This window comes from Dolichospermum sp. UHCC 0315A, assembly GCF_008121535.1.
Classification (GTDB): Bacteria; Cyanobacteriota; Cyanobacteriia; order Cyanobacteriales; family Nostocaceae; genus Dolichospermum; species Dolichospermum lemmermannii.
This window is the reverse complement of sequence record NZ_CP043056.1, coordinates 3,793,730-3,812,608: the sequence shown is the minus strand read 5'-3', so window position 1 is coordinate 3,812,608 and position 18,879 is coordinate 3,793,730. Positions and strand designations below refer to the sequence as shown.

Annotated in this window: 23 protein-coding genes and 1 tRNA gene; 10 read left to right on the top strand and 14 right to left on the bottom strand. The window is 38.7% G+C overall.

What is annotated here, in order from left to right:
- Window positions 1-396: 396 nt before the first annotated feature.
- The 4 genes from BMF77_RS18240 to BMF77_RS28070 are packed head-to-tail and all read left to right on the top strand — an operon-like array spanning window position 397 to window position 3,936.
- On the top strand, window positions 397-690 hold the full coding sequence (locus tag BMF77_RS18240; RefSeq protein ID WP_015083119.1) for an HU family DNA-binding protein: 294 nt from the start codon (window positions 397-399) through the stop codon (window positions 688-690).
- Window positions 691-716: 26 nt separating this feature from the next.
- Window positions 717-1,862 carry a threonine-phosphate decarboxylase CobD gene (gene cobD / locus BMF77_RS18235; protein WP_148764772.1) on the top strand — a complete coding sequence of 382 codons (1,146 nt, stop codon included), beginning with the start codon at window positions 717-719 and terminating at the stop codon, window positions 1,860-1,862.
- A gap of 45 nt (window positions 1,863-1,907) precedes the next feature.
- On the top strand, window positions 1,908-3,407 hold the full coding sequence (locus tag BMF77_RS18230; RefSeq protein WP_246862955.1) for an NAD(P)/FAD-dependent oxidoreductase: 1,500 nt from the start codon (window positions 1,908-1,910) through the stop codon (window positions 3,405-3,407).
- A gap of 34 nt (window positions 3,408-3,441) precedes the next feature.
- Entirely contained in the window at window positions 3,442-3,936 is a 495-nt protein-coding gene (locus BMF77_RS28070) for a hypothetical protein (RefSeq protein WP_168204364.1), read from the top strand.
- On the opposite strand, the gene BMF77_RS18220 is transcribed toward BMF77_RS28070, so the two are convergent.
- Window positions 3,833-5,536: a DUF3685 domain-containing protein gene (locus tag BMF77_RS18220; RefSeq protein WP_148764770.1), complete on the bottom strand. Its 1,704-nt coding sequence runs from the start codon at window positions 5,534-5,536 to the stop codon at window positions 3,833-3,835. The genes BMF77_RS28070 and BMF77_RS18220 overlap by 104 nt on opposite strands.
- A gap of 53 nt (window positions 5,537-5,589) precedes the next feature.
- Window positions 5,590-6,036 carry a Fur family transcriptional regulator gene (locus BMF77_RS18215; RefSeq protein WP_148764768.1) on the bottom strand — a complete coding sequence of 149 codons (447 nt, stop codon included), beginning with the start codon at window positions 6,034-6,036 and terminating at the stop codon, window positions 5,590-5,592.
- Window positions 6,037-6,272: 236 nt separating this feature from the next.
- Between BMF77_RS18215 and BMF77_RS18210 the strand changes: the two genes are divergently transcribed.
- On the top strand, window positions 6,273-6,761 hold the full coding sequence (locus tag BMF77_RS18210; RefSeq protein WP_148764766.1) for a CRR6 family NdhI maturation factor: 489 nt from the start codon (window positions 6,273-6,275) through the stop codon (window positions 6,759-6,761).
- A gap of 69 nt (window positions 6,762-6,830) precedes the next feature.
- On the opposite strand, the gene BMF77_RS18205 is transcribed toward BMF77_RS18210, so the two are convergent.
- Window positions 6,831-7,772 carry a glycosyltransferase family 9 protein gene (locus BMF77_RS18205; protein ID WP_148764765.1) on the bottom strand — a complete coding sequence of 314 codons (942 nt, stop codon included), beginning with the start codon at window positions 7,770-7,772 and terminating at the stop codon, window positions 6,831-6,833.
- Between the two features lie 123 nt (window positions 7,773-7,895).
- Here BMF77_RS18205 and ispD point away from each other — a divergent pair, with 123 nt between their 5' ends.
- Window positions 7,896-8,576, top strand: a complete 681-nt coding sequence (gene ispD, locus BMF77_RS18200; RefSeq protein WP_148764763.1) for a 2-C-methyl-D-erythritol 4-phosphate cytidylyltransferase — start codon at window positions 7,896-7,898, stop codon at window positions 8,574-8,576.
- Here the strand turns inward: ispD and BMF77_RS26855 are convergent.
- Window positions 8,538-8,681 (bottom strand): hypothetical protein, encoded by a 144-nt coding sequence (locus BMF77_RS26855; RefSeq protein ID WP_168204459.1) that lies wholly within the window; start codon window positions 8,679-8,681, stop codon window positions 8,538-8,540. The two genes, ispD and BMF77_RS26855, sit on opposite strands and share 39 nt — an antisense overlap.
- Before the next feature lie 14 nt (window positions 8,682-8,695).
- Between BMF77_RS26855 and scpB the strand changes: the two genes are divergently transcribed.
- Window positions 8,696-9,238 carry an SMC-Scp complex subunit ScpB gene (gene scpB / locus BMF77_RS18195; RefSeq protein ID WP_148764761.1) on the top strand — a complete coding sequence of 181 codons (543 nt, stop codon included), beginning with the start codon at window positions 8,696-8,698 and terminating at the stop codon, window positions 9,236-9,238.
- 188 nt (window positions 9,239-9,426) lie between these two features.
- Here scpB and BMF77_RS18190 read toward each other — a convergent pair.
- Both BMF77_RS18190 and BMF77_RS18185 read right to left on the bottom strand, forming a co-directional pair.
- Window positions 9,427-9,503: transfer RNA gene (locus BMF77_RS18190), tRNA-Met, on the bottom strand.
- Window positions 9,504-9,563: 60 nt separating this feature from the next.
- Window positions 9,564-10,517, bottom strand: coding sequence for an asparaginase (locus BMF77_RS18185; RefSeq protein ID WP_015080638.1), 954 nt, complete (start codon window positions 10,515-10,517; stop codon window positions 9,564-9,566).
- A 100-nt stretch (window positions 10,518-10,617) separates the two neighbouring features.
- Between BMF77_RS18185 and BMF77_RS28065 the strand changes: the two genes are divergently transcribed.
- Entirely contained in the window at window positions 10,618-10,755 is a 138-nt protein-coding gene (locus tag BMF77_RS28065; RefSeq protein ID WP_246862954.1) for a hypothetical protein, read from the top strand.
- A gap of 21 nt (window positions 10,756-10,776) precedes the next feature.
- Here BMF77_RS28065 and BMF77_RS18175 read toward each other — a convergent pair whose 3' ends face one another.
- From BMF77_RS18175 to BMF77_RS18155, 5 genes are all read right to left on the bottom strand, one after another.
- Window positions 10,777-11,277 (bottom strand): CGLD27 family protein, encoded by a 501-nt coding sequence (locus BMF77_RS18175; RefSeq protein ID WP_148764759.1) that lies wholly within the window; start codon window positions 11,275-11,277, stop codon window positions 10,777-10,779.
- A 5-nt stretch (window positions 11,278-11,282) separates the two neighbouring features.
- On the bottom strand, window positions 11,283-11,720 hold the full coding sequence (gene rsfS / locus BMF77_RS18170; protein WP_148764757.1) for a ribosome silencing factor: 438 nt from the start codon (window positions 11,718-11,720) through the stop codon (window positions 11,283-11,285).
- 358 nt (window positions 11,721-12,078) lie between these two features.
- The gene (locus BMF77_RS18165) at window positions 12,079-13,128 is read right to left on the bottom strand and encodes a sugar transferase (RefSeq protein ID WP_148764755.1); all 1,050 of its coding nucleotides are present in this window, start codon (window positions 13,126-13,128) and stop codon (window positions 12,079-12,081) included.
- Between the two features lie 1,077 nt (window positions 13,129-14,205).
- Window positions 14,206-14,847, bottom strand: a complete 642-nt coding sequence (locus BMF77_RS18160) for a DUF3318 domain-containing protein (RefSeq protein ID WP_015080643.1) — start codon at window positions 14,845-14,847, stop codon at window positions 14,206-14,208.
- Window positions 14,848-14,925: 78 nt separating this feature from the next.
- Window positions 14,926-15,483: a hypothetical protein gene (locus BMF77_RS18155; protein ID WP_015080644.1), complete on the bottom strand. Its 558-nt coding sequence runs from the start codon at window positions 15,481-15,483 to the stop codon at window positions 14,926-14,928.
- A gap of 265 nt (window positions 15,484-15,748) precedes the next feature.
- Here BMF77_RS18155 and glpX point away from each other — a divergent pair, with 265 nt between their 5' ends.
- Window positions 15,749-16,786 (top strand): class II fructose-bisphosphatase, encoded by a 1,038-nt coding sequence (gene glpX, locus BMF77_RS18150; protein WP_148764753.1) that lies wholly within the window; start codon window positions 15,749-15,751, stop codon window positions 16,784-16,786.
- Between the two features lie 99 nt (window positions 16,787-16,885).
- Here glpX and BMF77_RS28060 read toward each other — a convergent pair whose 3' ends face one another.
- From BMF77_RS28060 to BMF77_RS28050, 3 genes are read right to left on the bottom strand one after another with little or no spacing between them, the layout of a single operon-like run.
- Window positions 16,886-17,083, bottom strand: a complete 198-nt coding sequence (locus BMF77_RS28060) for a hypothetical protein (protein ID WP_246862953.1) — start codon at window positions 17,081-17,083, stop codon at window positions 16,886-16,888.
- Entirely contained in the window at window positions 17,028-17,171 is a 144-nt protein-coding gene (locus BMF77_RS28055) for a hypothetical protein (protein ID WP_168694533.1), read from the bottom strand. The genes BMF77_RS28060 and BMF77_RS28055 overlap by 56 nt, the downstream gene beginning before the upstream one ends.
- A complete protein-coding gene (locus BMF77_RS28050) occupies window positions 17,116-17,259 on the bottom strand; it encodes a hypothetical protein (protein WP_158310545.1) in 144 nt (47 codons plus the stop codon). The genes BMF77_RS28055 and BMF77_RS28050 overlap by 56 nt, the downstream gene beginning before the upstream one ends.
- A gap of 108 nt (window positions 17,260-17,367) precedes the next feature.
- On the opposite strand from BMF77_RS28050, the gene BMF77_RS18140 reads away from it, so the two are divergent.
- Window positions 17,368-18,654 (top strand): glutamyl-tRNA reductase, encoded by a 1,287-nt coding sequence (locus BMF77_RS18140; protein ID WP_148764751.1) that lies wholly within the window; start codon window positions 17,368-17,370, stop codon window positions 18,652-18,654.
- Window positions 18,655-18,879: the final 225 nt, after the last annotated feature.

The following is an 18,879-nucleotide window of genomic DNA, read 5'->3' as shown; positions in this document are numbered from 1 at the left end:
CGATAATTTATCTTCCAAATGCTGACTGTACGGGCGAAGCATTTGGAGAACTATTTTTGGCAATGAGCGATAATTTATCTTCCAAATGCTTCGCCCCTACTAACAACTGACCACTAAGTATTCATTCCTAAAAATAGGGTACTTTGAATACAGTAAAGAGGTAAAAAAACAAAAAAAATCCTGAAATCTATATAAATTAATAGTTTCATTTATCCACTTAGGGCGACAACGCTTTAGAATGATTCATTGAAAAGTCGAGTCAATCGTATTTGTAGCGATTTTGAGTGTAAATACTCTCAAGGAACGATTTTTGTATTTCTACAAACGGAAATTTACGTAAAGATGCAGTCATGGTGCATCTTGAAATAATCTCTAGCAAAACTTTAGGAGTTTGATATGAACAAGGGCGAATTAGTTGATGCGGTAGCAGAAAAGGCTAGTGTTACCAAGAAACAGGCTGATGCTGTTTTGAGTGCTGCCATCGAAACCATTGTGGAAGCGGTTTCTTCCGGTGATAAGGTAACATTGGTAGGATTTGGTTCTTTTGAATCACGGGAACGCAAAGCCCGTGAAGGGCGCAACCCCAAAACCAACGAAAAAATGGACATTCCCGCTACCAGAGTTCCCGCTTTCTCCGCTGGGAAACTGTTTAGAGAAAGAGTAGCACCCCCAAAAGAGCCAAAAGAGTAAGTTCTTCTAGAGGAAAGATATTTTTGATGCCACAACAAGCACACGGGGGAAATTTAGCTTGGGCAGCAGCACTGGCTGGCTGTTCCCCTGATGCTATTGTGGATTTTTCCGCCAGTATCAGCCCGTTGGGACCACCAAACAGCGTTATTGCTGCAATTGTGTCCCAACTGGGCAATCTGAGGAATTATCCTGACCCAGAGTATGGTGAATTGAGACTTGCTCTGAGTCATTTTCATCAAATACCTACTGAGTGGATTTTGCCAGGTAATGGTTCAGCAGAATTATTAACTCTGGTGGGTAGAGAATTGGGACAATTAGCAGCAACAGTGTTACTAACTCCAGCGTTTGGTGACTATTACCGCACTCTTGCGGCTAATAACGCTAAAGTTCTGGAGTTTCCTGTGGATTTAGGCATAGGGAAGGGGAATATTTCTCTATTGCCAGATTTAGGACTTGAGACTTCAGATTTTGGGTTACTGCTGAATAATCCCCATAATCCAACGGGAAAGTTATTTTCACGGGAGTCTGTTTTACCGTATTTGGAAAAGTTTGCTTTGGTGGTGATAGATGAAGCGTTTATGGATTTTTTGCCACCGGAAACTGAACAAAGTTTAATTGGCTTGGTGCAGGAATACGAGAATTTGGTGATTTTACGATCGCTCACCAAATTTTACAGTTTACCAGGGCTAAGATTAGGATATGCGATCGCTCACCCCGACCGTTTGGCAAAATGGAAATTATGGCGAGATCCTTGGCCTGTAAATACTTTAGCAGCAGCCGCAGCGATCGCCGCCCTCCAAGATACAGAATTCCAAAATCTCACCTGGAAATGGCTACCAGAGGCGAGAAACCAACTATTTCAAGGTGTAGCTTCAATTCCCGGTTTAACCCCGCTCGAAGGCACTGTTAACTACTTATTGGTAGAATCTCAACAATCCACTTCCCAGCTACAACAGCAACTACTTCAGCAACACCAGATTTTAATTCGTGATTGTTTAAGCTTTAAGGAATTAGGCGATCGCTTTTTTCGCGTCGCAGTCCGTACCCAGTCTGATAACCAACGCCTATTAACAGCACTTATAAGAAGGAGTCAGGAGTCAGGAGTCAGGAGTATGGCTAACGCCACGCTTCGCTATCAGGAGGAAGAAGGAAGAAGGAAGAATAAAACTTAATGGGTGACAACGAACAACGAACAACGAACAACGAACAACTGCCCAATGCCCAATGCCCAATGCCCAATGCCCAATGCCCAATGCCCCATGCCCAATATTGATTACGATATCGTTATTATTGGTGGCAGTATTGCTGGATACCATGCCGCTTTAAGTGCCACTCAGTTACACGCTAAAGTTGCCTTGATTGTGAGCGCGGATTTTTCTGATCACTATAATTCAAGTTATCAATACATACTTAGTGAAATTAGTCAAATTACTCAGCAATCTTATAATTTAGCAAATCTAGGAATTTTTGACAAAAATATTCACTTAAATCCAGAATTTTTAAATTTAAAAAAAGGATTGTTTTATGCAAATGCCGTTGCTAAAAATCTGAATCAAATAAATTCTCTTTCTAACTTAGCTGCCCAAGGTGTTGATATTATTGTTGGTAATGGTCAATTTCAATCTTCTCCTAAATTAAGTTTTACAGTTAATGAAAGACAGTTATATAGTCGCACCTATTTACTCGCTAATGGTTCTCGTCCCTTAATTCCCAATATTTCAGGATTAGATACTATTAAATATCTGACTTTAGCTAATATTTGGCAATCTTTAGAAACAACAACATTACCCGAAAATTGGGTAATTATTGGTGGTGTTCCTCAAAGTATAGAAATTGCTCAATTTTTAGCCAGATTCGGTTGTCAAGTTACATTAATAGTTAAAAATTCTCAAATTCTGCCTAATCTTGATTTAGAAATAGCCCAATTATTAACAGCACAATTAGAAGTTGATGGTGTGCGGGTTTTAACACAAACCCAAGTCACCCAAATCCGACATATAGACAATAAAAAATGGGTACAAGCCGGAAATCAAGCCATTGAAACCGACGAAATTTTTATTGGAATTGGACAGCAACCAAACCTAGAATATCTGAATTTACCAGCCGTAGGAGTAAAATTGCATCAACACCGCTTGGTTGTCAATGAAAAATTACAAACTACCAACCAGCGAATTTATGCCTGTGGTGATATATTAGGTGGTTATGATATTCAGAATATTGGTAATTATGAAGCTAATATTGCCATAGAAAATGCTTTATTTTTTCCCAGACTAAAAGTTAATTATGAATCTGTTCCTTGGGGAATATATTCTCAACCTAAAGTGGCACAAGTTGGTTTAACAGAAAAACAAGCGCGAAACCGATATTCTCAAAAGCAAATTTTAGTTTTTAAGCAATATTTCAAAACAGCTACAGCCCCACAAATACAAGGAGAAATTACAGGTATTTGTAAATTAGTAGTTTTGGAAAATGGAAAAATTTTAGGATGTTCTATTTTAGGAATAGCAGCAGGAGAATTAATTAATTTAATTAGTTTAGCAATATCACAAAATATTAAAATTCAGCATTTAGCAAAATTATCACCTATTTATCCCAGTTATTCCGAAATTATCATGGAAACAGCCAGAGAATGGAATAGACACAGAATTAATAAAAACCGTGCTTTACAAGAGTTGTTATTAGGTTTTTTCAATTATCGTCGTGATTGGAATTTATAGTACAGCACTTCCCGATGTATATTATTCGTAATTAATGAAAAGGCTTTTAATCCAATTACCAATTACCAATTACCAATTACCAATTACCAATTACCAATTACCAATTACCAATTACCAATTACCAATTACCAATTACCAATTACCAATTACCAATTACCAATTACCAATTACCAATTACCAATTACCAATTACAATTACCAATTACCAATTACCAATTACCAATTACCAATTACCAATTACCAATTACCAATTACCAATTACCAATTACCAATTACCAATTACCAATTACCAATTACCAATTACCAATTACCAATTACCAATTACCAATTACCAATTACCAATTACCAATTACCAATTACCAATTACCAATTACCAATTACCAATTACCAATTACCAATTACCAATTACCAATTACCAATTACCAATTACTTATTCTTCCGTTGTCCCTTTTCCGTTAAAGAGACACTACCAATTCCCTGTAAAATTCCCCTCCCAACTAAACCTAAACCTCGGCCAATTACTTGAGTGAGAACAAAAACAATTCCAGTTCCTAAAAAGCCTACTAATGATTGTATGCGGGGAGAAATAGCATCCCGAAATTCTAGTATTAATGTTACCCCTAAAGGAATTCCAGAAAGTTGAGCTAATTCTTGATTTCGAGGAGCATAAATTGATATTTTAGAAATTCCCCGAGGGGCAAAAATAAATAATTCATAGCGACTTTCAAAAATTGTTTGCGCTTCAGTTATATATTGATGTAATTGATATTTCCAAGATAAGTTATTTCTAAATTTCTCAATTTCTCTGGTGGAAATCATGTGCCAATGATAAAAATTTTGTTTAATACTTTCTTCGTCTGCTAAATTATTTAGTAATGGTTGAATTACAGCATTAGCTATGTGAATCAATAAATTTTCTAAAATTGATAATGCTTGAGATTGAGATTCTTGCGTTCCTGCTGGATAAGAAACGTTATCAATACATAAATCTGTTAATAATAGTAGATAAGTCAATAATTCAAATAGAAATGGAACTTTATTGATAATTTCTGTTTGCGAATCTGTGGTTTTATCTAATAAAAATTTAACCAAACTTATTTCTTGTTTATCTAAAATAATTCGGGAATAATTTCCAAAAAACTCCGTAATAGTAAATTGCCATAAGTCTAGTAAAATCTGGCTTTGTAAATTAAATAGCTGATTCTTATCAAAATTAAAAGCCCGGACTTCTTCCAACTGCTTAAAAAATTGCTGAAGAATAATATAAAGTAACTCTCGCTTTTTATTCTCTCGAAGAATATCAATTTCTAAAGGTGTATTAGTAAGATTATCTAAAGGAAATTTGAGTTTATTTAAACCTAAAGTCAATAATTCAGATTGCAGTTGTTGAGAACTAACTATCGGTGGTACGTTTATAAATGGTCGTAGATCTGATTTAATAATAGTCTGATTGGGAAAAATATCTAAGGACGGTAATTGGTTTTCTTGTGATAGTCTTTGTCTTTCCTTCTCTGCTGTCAATAAGTGATTAACAACCCACCGAGCCGCTAAAAGTTCGCGTCGTTGTCCTGCTAAAATTGCTTTATTTAATAGAGTTATTCCCGGCAATTTTAATTGTTCTGTAACTTTATCAAGGGCTTGATCAATATTATTAATTCCCGAATTTTGTAAGTTATTTCGCAACTTAGCAAATGGGAAGGGATAATTAACAATTACTGAATCTGCAAACCAGTAATCACCACCATTAGCTACTTCTTGAATAATAGGGACTAATTGAGAAATTGATATCCCTTTAGGACAATAGCCATTTATCCCGATTTCTTTGGCAGCAATGAGCATTTCTGGTTGAGATTTTGAACTTAAAAGTAATATAGGTATATGGGGATATAAAGCTTTGAGTTGTTTACAGAATTTTAACCCTATTTGCTCATTATCTAATTCTAAAATAATTAATTTAATTTGCCGAGAATTTCCAGTTAGTATTTCCGCTAAAACCTGCAAAGCGGCAGTATCTGTGGCAACATCTGCTACTACTTGTAAATTAGGAATAGCTTCCAGTGTTACCTTGAGTCCTAAACGGAAAATTGGATCTGGGTCAATTAATAAGAATTGTACAAGGCGATCGCTCATTTTTACAAGAAAGTTGATTCCTGATTTTTTAGGCTAGTTTAAATTTTTAATTCCTAATCACTTACTTTGTCACGATAACCATAAAAGTTAATAGTATATTCAGAAATCTTTATTCCTGTTTGTGCTTCCACTTGACGTAACAAATCTTCAGGTAATTCTATATGCACATCTAAAATTTGATTTGTATCTATACAGTTAACATGACTATGGGAATTACTATTATTGCCATATAATCGCCCTTCCCCATGTTCAATACACTCTATAATATTTTGGCTAGATAAAGCTTCTAGATTTTGATATACCGAAGTATGGCCAATTTCCTTACCTTCTTGATTCAGTCGATCATAAATCTCCCTAGCAGAAAGGTGTTCCTTCGCTTGCCAAAGCAATTCCAAAACAAAGCGCCGTTGACGACTGACACGCATCCCTAACATTTTACACCTATCCAAAGCATCTTGTAAAGAACAAATAGGTTTAGGATAAATCCCTTGCTTGTACATATTTCAGGTTGTAAATTCTAGGAATTGGGGATAAATCAATTCAAAATATCCTCATGATAGAACTTGCTTAGGCAAAATTCGAGGAAAATTTTGGCTGTTTGCTAACTTATCATTTTCTTAATCTAAAACAAACTCATAACAACTTTATCTTAAAATTCGGCTAAATGTCTACCTAAAGAGGTAAAAAAGCTGCTACTGTAGATTCTCAACACTGTTGAGTAAGTAGCTATCAGTTCATGACAATCACAATCACCCTCAACAACAACTCTATTTATAGTTTAGATGTGTCACCTGCCTTAACGGTGATTGAACCATTGCTGCAACAGGGAAGCATTTCTGCCCATGAACAGCAACTGCGTCTGGAAATTCAGTTTGAGCGGGAAGCAAATGATCCACGGGAACTATCGGAAATTCCCGAAGTCAGACTGTGGTTTGTGCGTCTTGATGCCAAGTATCCTTGGTTGCCATTTTTACTAGACTGGAAAGCAGGAGAACTAGCTCGGTATGCAGCTATGTTAGTACCTCATCAGTTTAGTTCTAAAGAAGGTATCCAGTATAACCCCGAAGCTTTAGAAATATTTCTGATGCACAAAATCTTTATTTTAAGTGATTGGTTGCACAAACAAGATATTGCTAGTCCATCTCGACTCAAATCTTTAGCGCAAATTCTGGGTTATGAATTAGATGATGCTTTCTTTGAAATGATTGAAAAAACTAATTCCTAAACAATGGAATTTATGATTTTAGATTGGATATTTTTTTTCAATCTAAAATCCAAAATCTAAAATTAATACTCAGCCTCCCCAAATTTTTTCTAACACTATTTGGGGTGAGATATCTGCTATTTTCCCAGTTGATGAAGTAATAGCTAATACTTTCTCGCTTATAGGTAATAATTTTTCTGAATCTATAGAATCTAACAAAGTAATTGTATATGTTTCTACTGCTATACTTAATTGCAAGAAGCTATTTTCTACAGATACCATTAAACTAGCACCGGCAATTATGGCAGTTAACTTACCAATATCATCGGGAGAAGTAACTTTAATATTCTGACAATGTTCTAAAAGCGATCTGACTAAAGGCTCATTATTTGCTTCTTTAATGACAACAACAGGTAAATCTGGCTGTTTTTGTTGACAAGCTGCAATAATTTGTTGCCAATTTTCTACGGGATAAGTTGTATCTAGGCTACCTTCACCAGCATTGATGAGAATAAAACCTGTTTCATTCACTCCTAAGCGTTTTTGTTCTGCTTGCGCCCATTCAATATCTACTTTAGGCACATTTACTGATAATGCTGGACAAGGAGTATTAATTTTCAAAGGTTTGAGTAAATTATGGTACATTTTTGCCACATACTCGGATAAATTGGGAGGAATAGGGTTAGTGAGAAAAACCGCACCTTGTCCTTGGTAGCCAATGCGTGTGGGAATTCCCGTCAACCACATTAACAAACCTACCCACCAACTTTGTCCGACAATAATAGCGACATCATACTCACGATCACGGATCATACCAACTAAGTTACCCCAATCAGCTAAACTATTACGATCTTTGTAATCAAAGGTTAATACATCATGAACTGACTTGCTGACTCGGTAAGCGGCCTTTGACTGGGGTTCTACAATCACATCTATCTGCGCGTCGGGATAATAACGCTTCAGATCATCAAGAGTGGCAAAAAAAAGAATTTGGTTATCAATTGAACCAGGGACCAGGGCTACTACACGCATAATATTTATTAACGGTTATTGTTTTATATTTTAGGAGAATATAGGTATTGAGAATTTTGCTGGTGAAGTTATTTTCAACGATGGGTATTTTGAATTTATTTAATTAAAGATTAAGGAAAAGTTGTGCATTTACTAATTCCCGCAGCCGGAAGTGGCAAAAGAATGGGTGCTGATCGTAATAAACTTTTATTACAGGTACGTTCAAAACCCTTGATTGCTTGGACTTTGTTAGCCGCAGAAGCTGCAAGTTCTATTAGTTGGATCGGAATTGTTTCTCAACCTCCAGATTGGGATGACTTCAAGTCTATTATCGCTGACTTAAAGCTGAAAAAAACAATAGTATTCATTCCTGGTGGTTCTACCCGTCAAGAGTCGGTTTACAATGGTTTACAGGCATTGCCAACTAATGCAGGACAAGTTTTAATTCATGATGGTGCTCGTTGTTTGGCAACACCAGATTTATTTAATGCTTGTTCTGAGGCAATTTTGCATTGTTCTGGTTTAATTGCGGCTGTACCTGTTAAAGATACGATTAAAGTCGTTGACGACAATGATATAATTAAAAACACACCAGAGCGTAAACAGCTTTGGGCTGCCCAAACTCCCCAAGGGTTCGATGTCAAATTGTTAAAACAGTGCCATGCTGAAGGTGTCCGTCAAGGTTGGGAAGTGACTGATGATGCGGCTTTGTTTGAAAAATGCGGTATTGAAGTGAGAATAGTTCCTGGGGAAGAGACTAATTTGAAAATTACGACTCCTCAAGATTTAGCGATCGCTGAATTTATACTTAGTTATATAAAATAGGTGAAAATTTTCAGCCACTGACCACTGTACGGGCGAAGCATTTGGAGAACTATTTTTGGCAATGATCGATAATTTATCTTCCAAATGCTTCGCCCCTACTGACAACTAACAACTGATTAATGCCCAAGAATATACCTGTAGCCGGCAAAATAGAAGCAATTCTTTATTTAAAGGGTAAACCCTTATCTCTAAGTGAAATTGCTGAATATGCGAAGTGTGATCGCTTCACAGCAGAAGAAGGAATTATCGAACTAATTGAGAATTATTCCCGTCGAGATACAGCTTTAGAAGTCGTAGAAACTGAACATGGTTATAGTTTACAACTGCGTTCGGAATTCCATGATTTAGTGCAAGCTATAATACCAGTAGAATTTGGTGTGGGGGCTTTACGGACATTAGCAGCGATCGCCCTCCATAATCCCATATTACAAAGCGAATTGATTAATTTACGGGGTTCAGGAGCTTATCAGCACGTTCAAGAATTAGTAGAATCTGGTTTTGTTCGCAAACGCCGAGAGAGTGATTCTCGCTCCTTTGCTCTGCAAATAACCCCAAAATTTCATCAGTATTTTCAAATCGAACAACTGCCCCAAATTTTGGCAATTCCAGAGAAAGAACAACAACTAGAACTGGAGTTGGCAGGATTGGAGGCAGAGGAGTAAACAAGATGAACTACCCCATCTTACTTCGTTGAAGATGGGGTTTCTACGTCCCCTTAAACAAATACAGGTTTGATTGAGCAACTCCTAGCCCAACATGATCAAGGATTTTTTTGGCTTTCCCTGGGTCAACCCAACACATAAAACAAGTCCCCGTAATCTTTAAAAATTACAGGGACTTATTTTTTATTTGGTGGCGGGAAGTGGATTTGAACCACTGACCTTCGGGTTATGAGCCCGACGAGCTACCAGGCTGCTCTATCCCGCGTCGCTTTTGTCGCTTTTCTCTCGACTCCTTTAATATAGCGCGAAGTCAAAAGTTTGTCAACTACAAAAGCGATAATTCTCCAATTACTTCCAAACGTTTGTATTTCCCCAGGTTCATAAACTTTTCAGAGAGGCTTTGGGCAATACTGGGACTAATCCAACCCATTTGTTGGAGGATGTGAATAGCTACGGCATATTTAGCGCGTGTTGAGCCATCCATGACTTTGATAGCTAATCCCATGCCTTCACCAAGTCGGCCAATGCACTGTACCCCTTCTGCTCCAGATTTACTCACCAGTTCACCAGGAGTTAAGCGCATCAATTCTGTATCGAATTCTCCAACACCCGCCACCATTGTGGGATGATGATTCATGGCTCGGACAATTCGCTCCATATCCACGCTATTGCTGGAAGCTAATACAGCATATAAAGAGGCCATTTGACTGAGTTGCATCAGATATGTGGGTGCGCCACAGTCATCATGGGCGGTCAGAAATTCTGCTGCTGGCATTCGCAGCAATTCTGCTACTTTGGTGATAATTAACTGTTGGACTGGGTGTTTACGATCCAAATAGTTAGTTAACGGCCAATGGCGTTGCTGACAAACAGCTAACATTCCGGCGTGTTTACCAGAACAGTTGTATTCTAAAGCACTACTCTTACCTTGAGGAATTGGGCAGTGCAGGGCATTGATGTCAATATCTGCTCGCCACAGGATGTTAAATACCTGTCTCACCTGTTCCATACTGCCTTTGTGGGAACTGGTGATAATTGCTAAGTCTTTATCGCTCAAACCATAACGTTCTAATGTGCCTGTGCTGGTGATAGCCAGTGCTTGAAATGGTTTGAGGGCAGAACGGACAAATGCGGCGGTTTCAGCGTTACCAGCAACGGAAAGTACCCGTCCCCGGTCATCACTAACTACAGCCTGAACTATATGCCGAGATTCGATAATGCCTTCACGCAGCAACCGGACTTCTAGTGCTGCGGCTTGAGTTCGTTTTCCCATTGTCATGGGTTTATATCTATTTTGTGAATTGTCAGTGGTCAGTGGTCAGTAGGGGCGAAGCATTTGGAAGATAAATTATCGGTCATTGCCAAAAATAGTTCTCCAAATGCTTCGCCCGTACAGTTGTCAGTGGTCAGTAGGGGCGAAGCATTTGGAAGATAAATTATCGATCATTGCCAAAAATAGTTCTCCAAATGCTTCGCCCGTACAGTTGTCAGTTGTCAGTTGTCAGTTGTTTTACTAATGACTAATGACCACTGACTATTTACAAGAAATGCCAAACTATAGTACCAATAAGATACGTAAGAGCCAAGGCGGCAAAGGTAATTTGCAAGCGTTGGAAGATGGGTTTGATTTCGTAGGTAACAATTAAGCGATCACGGCTGATGACTTCTTGGGGTTTTGTCCAAGTGTGTCCGTCGTACCAACCAGATTCTTCGTAGAATACGGTGGGACTATAAAGGCGATCGCGCACATAGAACCAACCTAAATATAACCGGACTAATACTAGCACTATACTTATACTAGCAGCACCAGATCCACAAAGGAGAAAATTAAAAATCTGCTTTTGGGGAGAAAAACTGGCTGCTGCCACAGGTCCGGCTACTAACCAAGACCAAGCCCAGATCCAAAAAATTTTCTTGGTGAAGTTAGCCCAGCTTAAGATACTATCTCGAAATAGCCAGGCATTTTTTAATTCTTCGTACTCATTCAGTGGTTGTTGTTCTGTAGGAACTGGGCAATTCTCAAGGGAGGATCGCATCATATCGGTTAACTCCCAACATTCTCGGCGTTTGGTAGGGAAATACGTTCCGCGTGTCCCCAGAACGCTTCTAAATTATAAAACTCCCGTTCTCTTGGCATCATGATATGGACGATGACATCACCATAATCTTGTAGTACCCAAGTTCCTTCGGCTTTGCCTTCTGTTCTGATGGGTCGTCGTTGCCAGTCAATTTCAACTTGTCCTTGAATTGCGTCAGCGATCGCCCTAACTTGCACCTTAGAATAACCAGTCATCATCACAAAGTAATCCGCGAGGGAAGAAATCTCTGCCACATTGAGCAAGATAATTTCTACTGCTTTGCGGTCTAAAGCTGCCTCAGCAATAGTTAAAGCTAAATTTTTACTCGTAGCTTCTGTGTCAGTTTTAGGTCTGCTCACAGGGTTTATTGTCAATGGTAAATTTCGGGGGAAAGATTCAGTCATTCAACCTCATGTGCGTTTTTTCTGTTGCCACTACTTATTCAACTTGCTTACAAATATCTCAAAATAGCTGAACTGCAATTGTGTGAATAGGTTTTTTTGAATAGTAACATATTCTACAGTTGATCACTTTATCAACCAAGGGAATAGGGAATGGGGAATGGGGAACAGACGCGGAAAATTAGCCCCCAAGCCAGGTTTTCAGCCTCACCCCTGGTAGATAGCTTAGTTTCCCTGTTCCTTTCATAAAAATAAACCCAAGCCGATTTGTAACTTGGGTAAATTGAATGTTTTAACCTGGTGAATTTAGTTTAGTAGCTCAGTCGTCAGGTATTAGCTGAATGCTGACGTTTAGCAGTGGCTAAACAGCCCCACTGTTTTTATTAAACAAAATAGTGATGGTTTTGAAAATTAACTTTAAATCGTAAACTAAAGTCCAATTTTGCTGATACTGTAAATCTAACCGAATCACATCTTCAAAACTCCGAACTTTAGAGCGGCCGTTAACTTGCCATTCACCAGTCATACCAGGTTTAACGTCTAAACGTTGCCATTCGGGGACTTCGTAGCGTTCTACTTCATCAGGTGTGGGTGGTCGAGTCCCGACTAAACTCATTTCCCCTTTGAGAACGTTCCAAAATTGAGGTAGTTCATCCAAACTGGTACGGCGTAAAAAGTTACCTACTTTAGTAATTCTGGGATCATTATCATTTTTAAAGAAAGCGCCTTCGACTTGATTTTTGATTTGGGATTTTCTAGCTTCTGCATCTACACACATAGACCGAAATTTCCAAATTGCAAACCGCTTACCCATCCAACCACAACGAGTTTGCCTAAAGAAAATTGGACCAGGATCGTCAATTTGAATGGCGATTACTATGGGAATAAACAAAATAAATGTAATTACTAAACCAACTAATGATCCCACAATATCAATCAGCCGTTTCATCCAAGATGCCACGGAATTATGAGTTTGAGGAAGTGGATCTACTTTGCGAGAAGTATTTTTTCCTGAGTTTGTAAAGTTATCTGTGGCTATTAGTGTGAGGTTGTGAAGAGACTCAATGGGAAACACCTGATCTAGCCCTGTCAGATTTAAAACTGCCATGACTTGGGGTGTAACATGACGCAGTGTTACTTTGATTCCCTTTTCTTGAGAATTTTTAAAGTTGCTGACTAGAGAACCTAAACCACTACTATCCATAAAAGTAGTATTTTGGAAATCAATAAAAATTTGCCCTGGTGGTAAATCCGCTGCAATTAAGTTTTGGCAAGTTTGCTTAAAACTGACGGCCTCAAGCACAGTTAACCTCACTGGAACTTGCAAGATTACTGCGCTTTCTAAGTAAGTAACTGGAAAGTCTACTGGTGTGGTTTGACTACTCATAAAACTCTGGACTTTAATTGCCATATATAATCTAATTTGTTAACCGTAATTTTCTTCTGGAAAAACAATTAACCTGATTTTTAATCTGGATGATGAAGCACAAGCTGGGAGATTTTTAAAGATTAGAGAAAATATTCCCAATCCAGCTTCACAATAGCAGCAATTGTCAAAATTTTTGCTGTTGTAAATAGGTGAATCAACTTGTTATTTCTCATGATCATCTGATTACTAAAAATAAAGTTAATGTTACTGATACCTGATTTAAGTCTTTTTATGCAATTCAAGGGGAATATCTCAACGTCGGGATACGTCAGATTTTTATTTGTTTTGCTTTTTGTGATTTGCATTGTTACTTTTGTGACAGTTTTAACAATTACAATGCCCTTTTTAACTGCCAAATTGACTGTTTTCCTGAATTACGGGACTTTGCAGCTCATGCAAATTCTGGGCGATTATCTATATGACTAGAATGGGTTGCCAGAAAAAACTTACCTTTGTCAACAATAGCATTAGCTTAACTCAAGGATATCCTCTGCTTCATGCACAATTTTTAGCAAAATTTCAGCCAGCAATAATATCACTAATTAACCTGCTAATTTATTGATAACCTGACGGATATTGGCCAAAACAGTTGGAAATAACTATCTCCTACTTAGACTCAGTAGGTCTAAATTTAAAATTTCTCAATGTGAGCAATAAAACTCATTATGAAGAAGATAAAAAATTCCTTTAACCAGCCTCTAACACTAAGTTAGAGCTATTTAAAAAAATAATTGTCTTCCAAAGTACAGTTGTTAAAAAGTTAAAATCGGCGGTTGATTAGTTGCAGATGTAAGTAAGGAGATTTCGCTATTTTTGCGACCTGTGACTTCCTAAACTTATAAAATATTCAACAAAGACGCGAATTTAAAAAGTTTTTATGAGCAAAATAAGAAGGTTTGATAAAGTTTTAATATTTTGTTAAATAGATGAATTTCTCGGAAATTTTTCTGAATATAAAAGTCTAATAGATAGATATTACTGATGTTCAAGGCTTTTAGTCTTGACTCTGACTGTATCTTTGTGGGTTGGGTATCTCCCACCCCACTAATTGTCAAAATTTCACAATCCAGAGTCCTCATTCCGGGATTTAGCTTTGGCTTTGTTGGCGCTGCGTTTAAGAGCAGAAAGTCTCGCTTCATATCGAGAACGCTGATTTTTGCTAGGAGTGTTTTCCACTAAGGTTTTTAAGGCACTACCAAGACTTTTATAGGCGTTGGGTAAACTATAACCAAAGCGGGTTGCCAGAGCGATCGCTTTTTCGTCAGCATCTAGCAATTCTTTAACTTGTTTACCACCATTATTTTTTTGATATAATCGCCAACCAGAAACGCCACAGAGCGCCATAGCTAATACTAGCAATAATCCATCTTGTACCCATAATTCACCAACAGCACCACCTAAACCAATGGCCAGTGCGGCCATTTCCCAACCATCTTTGGGAATAGTGTCGTTTTGCACGCGAGCAACTTCGTGCCAAAACAGCAAATTCCGCTGGTCCATTGCCAGAGCATCCCATTTTACCAAGTCAATTTGAATTTCCACTTGGTCTTTGCCAATTTCTTCGCAACGAATCAGGGATGGATTAACCTCTGTTGTGCCTTCAACTGTTACCCAACTTTGTAATTCTGGGGGTAATAAGCTTTTTAACCGCCGGAGTTCACTCATTTCTGCTTTAGCAGAGGAGGTTGCATAGGATGTCATAAAAATCCAGCCTTACAAGATTTCAGTATATAATCAGGTTATCACTTTGCAGTTTAGTGATTTCAGTAGTGATCCGCTTTATTCATCAGACAAACTACCCCGCTTTTTCCGCGCTTCCATGGCTTTTTCCAGGAGTTCTAATAATCCAGGAGCTTGTTCTTGAATACTCAATAATAATCTTTCTCCTAAGTCCAGATTTCCCGGATCTTCTCCTGTTTCCATCACCTCTTGCAACCGCGGCAGGGCAACGGTATCCACGATTTGGATTAATCCGCTCAGGCAACGGTTAAATTGTCTTTCCGTGAGCAGGGAGTCTTCCAGGGGAAATTCGATGATAGCGCGGATTTCACCATCGGATGGATCATATTCCCATTGCAGCATTTTAGTTTCCCAGGAAATAGCCAGCATCGTCTGGAGGATAGCGTCTTTGTAGGGATGGTCTTTTACTTCTGCCAAAACTTGGGGTGCAAATAGCCGGAAAAATTTCCCTTCCTCGTCCAGTTGGACAACTATCAGAAAATCTTCGATGTTTTCCGCTTCCACACCCGTAATAATCCGGTCTTCTTCTTCATCAAAACGGTAGTCCCAACCAAGATTATCTAGATACTTGGCTATTTGTTTGAGATTTGCTGCCATAAAAGCCTCGTAAGGAACAGTGGAGAGGCTGTCACCATAACTATTCTAACTTGCTAGGCGCATTTACTCAATTACTGTCAGCAATTTCTACTTTAACTTAACTAATATGAATGTACTGTAAAAACTCGCAATACTGCCTTAGTTGCAAAACTTAACATAGTTGCTAGTCAAGACTTTTTTCCATAAGTATCCTTGTTTTGGTAAACTTGAAAACTGAAATAGCTAATTAAACGACGCTAAGACAAGTAATTTAGAGGGGATACTCGTGGAAAATACTCTTGGGTTAGAGATTATAGAAGTAGTTGAGCAAGCAGCGATCGCTTCTTCTAAGTGGATGGGTAAGGGCGAAAAGAACATTGCTGACCAAGTAGCAGTGGAAGCGATGCGCGAACGGATGAACAAAATCCATATGCGTGGTCGCATCGTCATCGGTGAAGGCGAACGGGACGAAGCTCCCATGCTTTACATTGGAGAAGAAGTTGGTATCTGTACTCAGCCAAATGCTGCAAGTCTCTGTAATGTTAATGAACTTGTAGAAATTGACATTGCTGTTGACCCTTGCGAAGGGACAAACCTGGTTGCTTACGGTCAAAATGGCTCCATGGCAGTTTTGGCAATTTCTGAAAAGGGCGGTTTATTTGCTGCTCCTGACTTCTACATGAAGAAACTCGCAGCACCAGCAGCCGCTAGAGGTCATGTTGATATCAACAAATCCGCTACAGAAAACCTAAAAATCCTTTCTGAGTGCTTAAACCGTTCCGTTGAGGAATTAGTAGTAGTAGTGATGGATCGTCCCCGTCACAAAGACCTCATTCAAGAAATTCGCACCGCTGGATCTAGAGTAAGACTAATCAGCGATGGTGACGTTTCTGCTGCTATCTGTTGCGCTTTCTCTGGTACTAATATCCATGCTTTAATGGGTATCGGTGCTGCTCCCGAAGGTGTAATTTCTGCTGCTGCTTTACGCTGCTTGGGTGGACACTTCCAAGGACAACTAATATACGATCCAGAAGTAGTACAAACTGGTTTAATTGGTGAAAGCAGAGAAGGTAATCTAGCTCGTTTAAACGAAATGGGTATTACTGACGGAGACCGAGTTTATAACGCTAATGAATTAGCTTCTGGTGAAACAGTGCTATTTGCTGGTTGCGGTATTACTCCTGGAACTTTGATGGATGGTGTGCGCTTCTTCCACGGTGGTGCTAGAACCCAAAGCTTGGTTATTTCTAGTCAATCCAAAACCGCTCGGTTTGTGGATACAGTTCACTTGTGGGACGAACCTAAGAATATCCAACTGCGGTAGTAATTAGTCGGTAGTAATTAGTCGGTAGTCAGTGGTCAGTGGTCAGTAGTCCATTGTTATTAGTAGTCTGTCAAAGTAAATTCGACAGGTTGTGAACATCTAAAAACTTTGTATTTTATAGTTTTTGGTCAATTTATATCCGTCAATCAGTTTTTGATAGTCTACTAACAACTGACAACTAACAACTGCCAACTGTACGGGCGAAGCATTTGGAGAACTATTTTTGGCAATGACCGATAATTTATCTTCCAAATGCTTCGCCCCTACTGACAACTGACAACTGTACGGGCGAAGCATTTGGAGAACTATTTTTGGCAATGACCGATAATTTATCTTCCAAATGCTTCGCCCCTACTGACAACTGACAACTGTACGGGCGAAGCATTTGGAGAACTATTTTTGGCAATGACCGATAATTTATCTTCCAAATGCTTCGCCCCTACTAACAACTGACAACTGTACGGGCGAAGCATTTGGAGAACTATTTTTGGCAATGACCGATAATTTATCTTCCAAATGCTTCGCCCCTACTAACAACTGACAACTGACACCTGACACCAAACCAATTACCTATTTAAAAAATGAATATTGCCGTGGTGGGGTTAAGCCATAAAACAGCCCCTGTAGAAGTTAGAGAAAAATTAAGTATTCCTGAACCTCAAATTGAAAGTGCGATCGCTCAACTGCTGAGTTATCCTCATGTTGATGAAGTTGCTATTCTCAGCACTTGTAACCGCTTAGAAATTTATATCGTTAGTAACGAGACTACCCAAGGAATTCACGAAGTTACCCAGTTTCTTTCTGAACATAGCAAATTGCCGATTATGTCTTTAAGACATCATTTGTTTATGTTGCTGCATACTGATGCTATCACCCATATTTTACGGGTTGCGGGTGGGTTGGATAGTCTGGTTTTGGGTGAAGGTCAAATTCTCGCTCAAGTTAAGAATACCCACAAACTCGGACAACAATTTAATGGCATCAAAACCATTTTAAATCGCTTATTTAAACAAGCTTTAACGGCGGGTAAACGGGTTCGCACCGAAACCAGTATTGGGACTGGTGCGGTTTCTATCAGTTCGGCCGCTGTGGAATTGGCACAGATGAAAGTAGAAAATTTATCTCCTTATCGGGTGTCTATTCTCGGTGCTGGGAAAATGTCCCGGTTACTTGTACAACACCTGATTTCTAAAGGTGCAACTCAAATTAGTATTGTTAATCGTTCCCGCACAAGGGCTGAAGAATTGGCGAAGTTGTTCCCAGAACAACCGATCCAAATCCATTTGCTGCCAGAAATGATGTCAGTTATTGCCGCTAGTGATATAGTTTTTACTAGCACTTCTTCCACTGAACCGATTATAGATCGGGCGAAGTTGGAAACGGTGTTAGAACCCAATCAACAATTGATGATATTTGATATTTCTGTCCCCCGAAATGTGGATGCAGATGTGAATGATTTGGCCAATGTCAAGGCTTTTAATGTTGATGATTTGAAGGCGGTTGTCGCCCAAAATTATGAAAGTCGCCGGCAAATGGCGCAGGAAGCTGAGAAGATTTTAGATGAGGAAGTTGAAGCTTTTGATATTTGGTGGCGGAGTTTAGAAACTGTATCTACAATTAGTTCTCTGCGGAATAAAATCGAAACTATCCGCGAACAAGAATTAGAAAAGGCTTTATCTCGTTTGGGTTCGGAATTTGGCGAAAAGCATCAAGAGGTAATTGAGGCTTTGACAAGGGGAATAGTGAATAAGATTCTCCATGATCCGATGGTGCAATTACGCGCCCAGCAAGATGTGGAAGCTAGAAGACGATGTATGCAAACTCTGCAAATGTTATTTAATTTGGACGCTGAGGAACAGTTTAGCTGAAACAGTAGAAGCCTCTCACCTAACCGATAGGGAGGTGATGGGATGAATACAATACGCGCGAGTGACTTTCTTGACCAACGAGCAAAATTGAGCGTAAGCGAAATTAGCAATATTGGTCGGTGTTAGCGAAGCGGCACGAAGTGCGGAATGAACACTTTCTTGATTTTTTTCCAAATAGTTTGATATAATTTTCAATAGTAGGTGTAACTCAATTAAATGCACCAA

Coding starts and splice junctions, on each gene's coding strand:
- BMF77_RS18240 (WP_015083119.1), top strand. CDS start 397: ATGAACAAGGGCGAATTAGTTGATGCGGTAGCAGAAAAGGCTAGTGTT.
- cobD (WP_148764772.1), top strand. CDS start 717: ATGCCACAACAAGCACACGGGGGAAATTTAGCTTGGGCAGCAGCACTG.
- BMF77_RS18230 (WP_246862955.1), top strand. CDS start 1,908: ATGCCCAATGCCCAATGCCCAATGCCCAATGCCCAATGCCCCATGCCC.
- BMF77_RS28070 (WP_168204364.1), top strand. CDS start 3,442: ATGAAAAGGCTTTTAATCCAATTACCAATTACCAATTACCAATTACCA.
- BMF77_RS18220 (WP_148764770.1), bottom strand. CDS start 5,536: ATGAGCGATCGCCTTGTACAATTCTTATTAATTGACCCAGATCCAATT.
- BMF77_RS18215 (WP_148764768.1), bottom strand. CDS start 6,036: ATGTACAAGCAAGGGATTTATCCTAAACCTATTTGTTCTTTACAAGAT.
- BMF77_RS18210 (WP_148764766.1), top strand. CDS start 6,273: ATGACAATCACAATCACCCTCAACAACAACTCTATTTATAGTTTAGAT.
- BMF77_RS18205 (WP_148764765.1), bottom strand. CDS start 7,772: ATGCGTGTAGTAGCCCTGGTCCCTGGTTCAATTGATAACCAAATTCTT.
- scpB (WP_148764761.1), top strand. CDS start 8,696: ATGCCCAAGAATATACCTGTAGCCGGCAAAATAGAAGCAATTCTTTAT.
- BMF77_RS18185 (WP_015080638.1), bottom strand. CDS start 10,517: ATGACAATGGGAAAACGAACTCAAGCCGCAGCACTAGAAGTCCGGTTG.
- BMF77_RS28065 (WP_246862954.1), top strand. CDS start 10,618: ATGCTTCGCCCGTACAGTTGTCAGTGGTCAGTAGGGGCGAAGCATTTG.
- BMF77_RS18175 (WP_148764759.1), bottom strand. CDS start 11,277: ATGATGCGATCCTCCCTTGAGAATTGCCCAGTTCCTACAGAACAACAA.
- rsfS (WP_148764757.1), bottom strand. CDS start 11,720: ATGACTGAATCTTTCCCCCGAAATTTACCATTGACAATAAACCCTGTG.
- BMF77_RS18165 (WP_148764755.1), bottom strand. CDS start 13,128: ATGGCAATTAAAGTCCAGAGTTTTATGAGTAGTCAAACCACACCAGTA.
- BMF77_RS18160 (WP_015080643.1), bottom strand. CDS start 14,847: ATGACATCCTATGCAACCTCCTCTGCTAAAGCAGAAATGAGTGAACTC.
- BMF77_RS18155 (WP_015080644.1), bottom strand. CDS start 15,483: ATGGCAGCAAATCTCAAACAAATAGCCAAGTATCTAGATAATCTTGGT.
- BMF77_RS28060 (WP_246862953.1), bottom strand. CDS start 17,083: ATGCTTCGCCCGTACAGTTGTCAGTTGTCAGTAGGGGCGAAGCATTTG.
- BMF77_RS28055 (WP_168694533.1), bottom strand. CDS start 17,171: ATGCTTCGCCCGTACAGTTGTCAGTTGTCAGTAGGGGCGAAGCATTTG.
- BMF77_RS28050 (WP_158310545.1), bottom strand. CDS start 17,259: ATGCTTCGCCCGTACAGTTGTCAGTTGTTAGTAGGGGCGAAGCATTTG.
- BMF77_RS18140 (WP_148764751.1), top strand. CDS start 17,368: ATGAATATTGCCGTGGTGGGGTTAAGCCATAAAACAGCCCCTGTAGAA.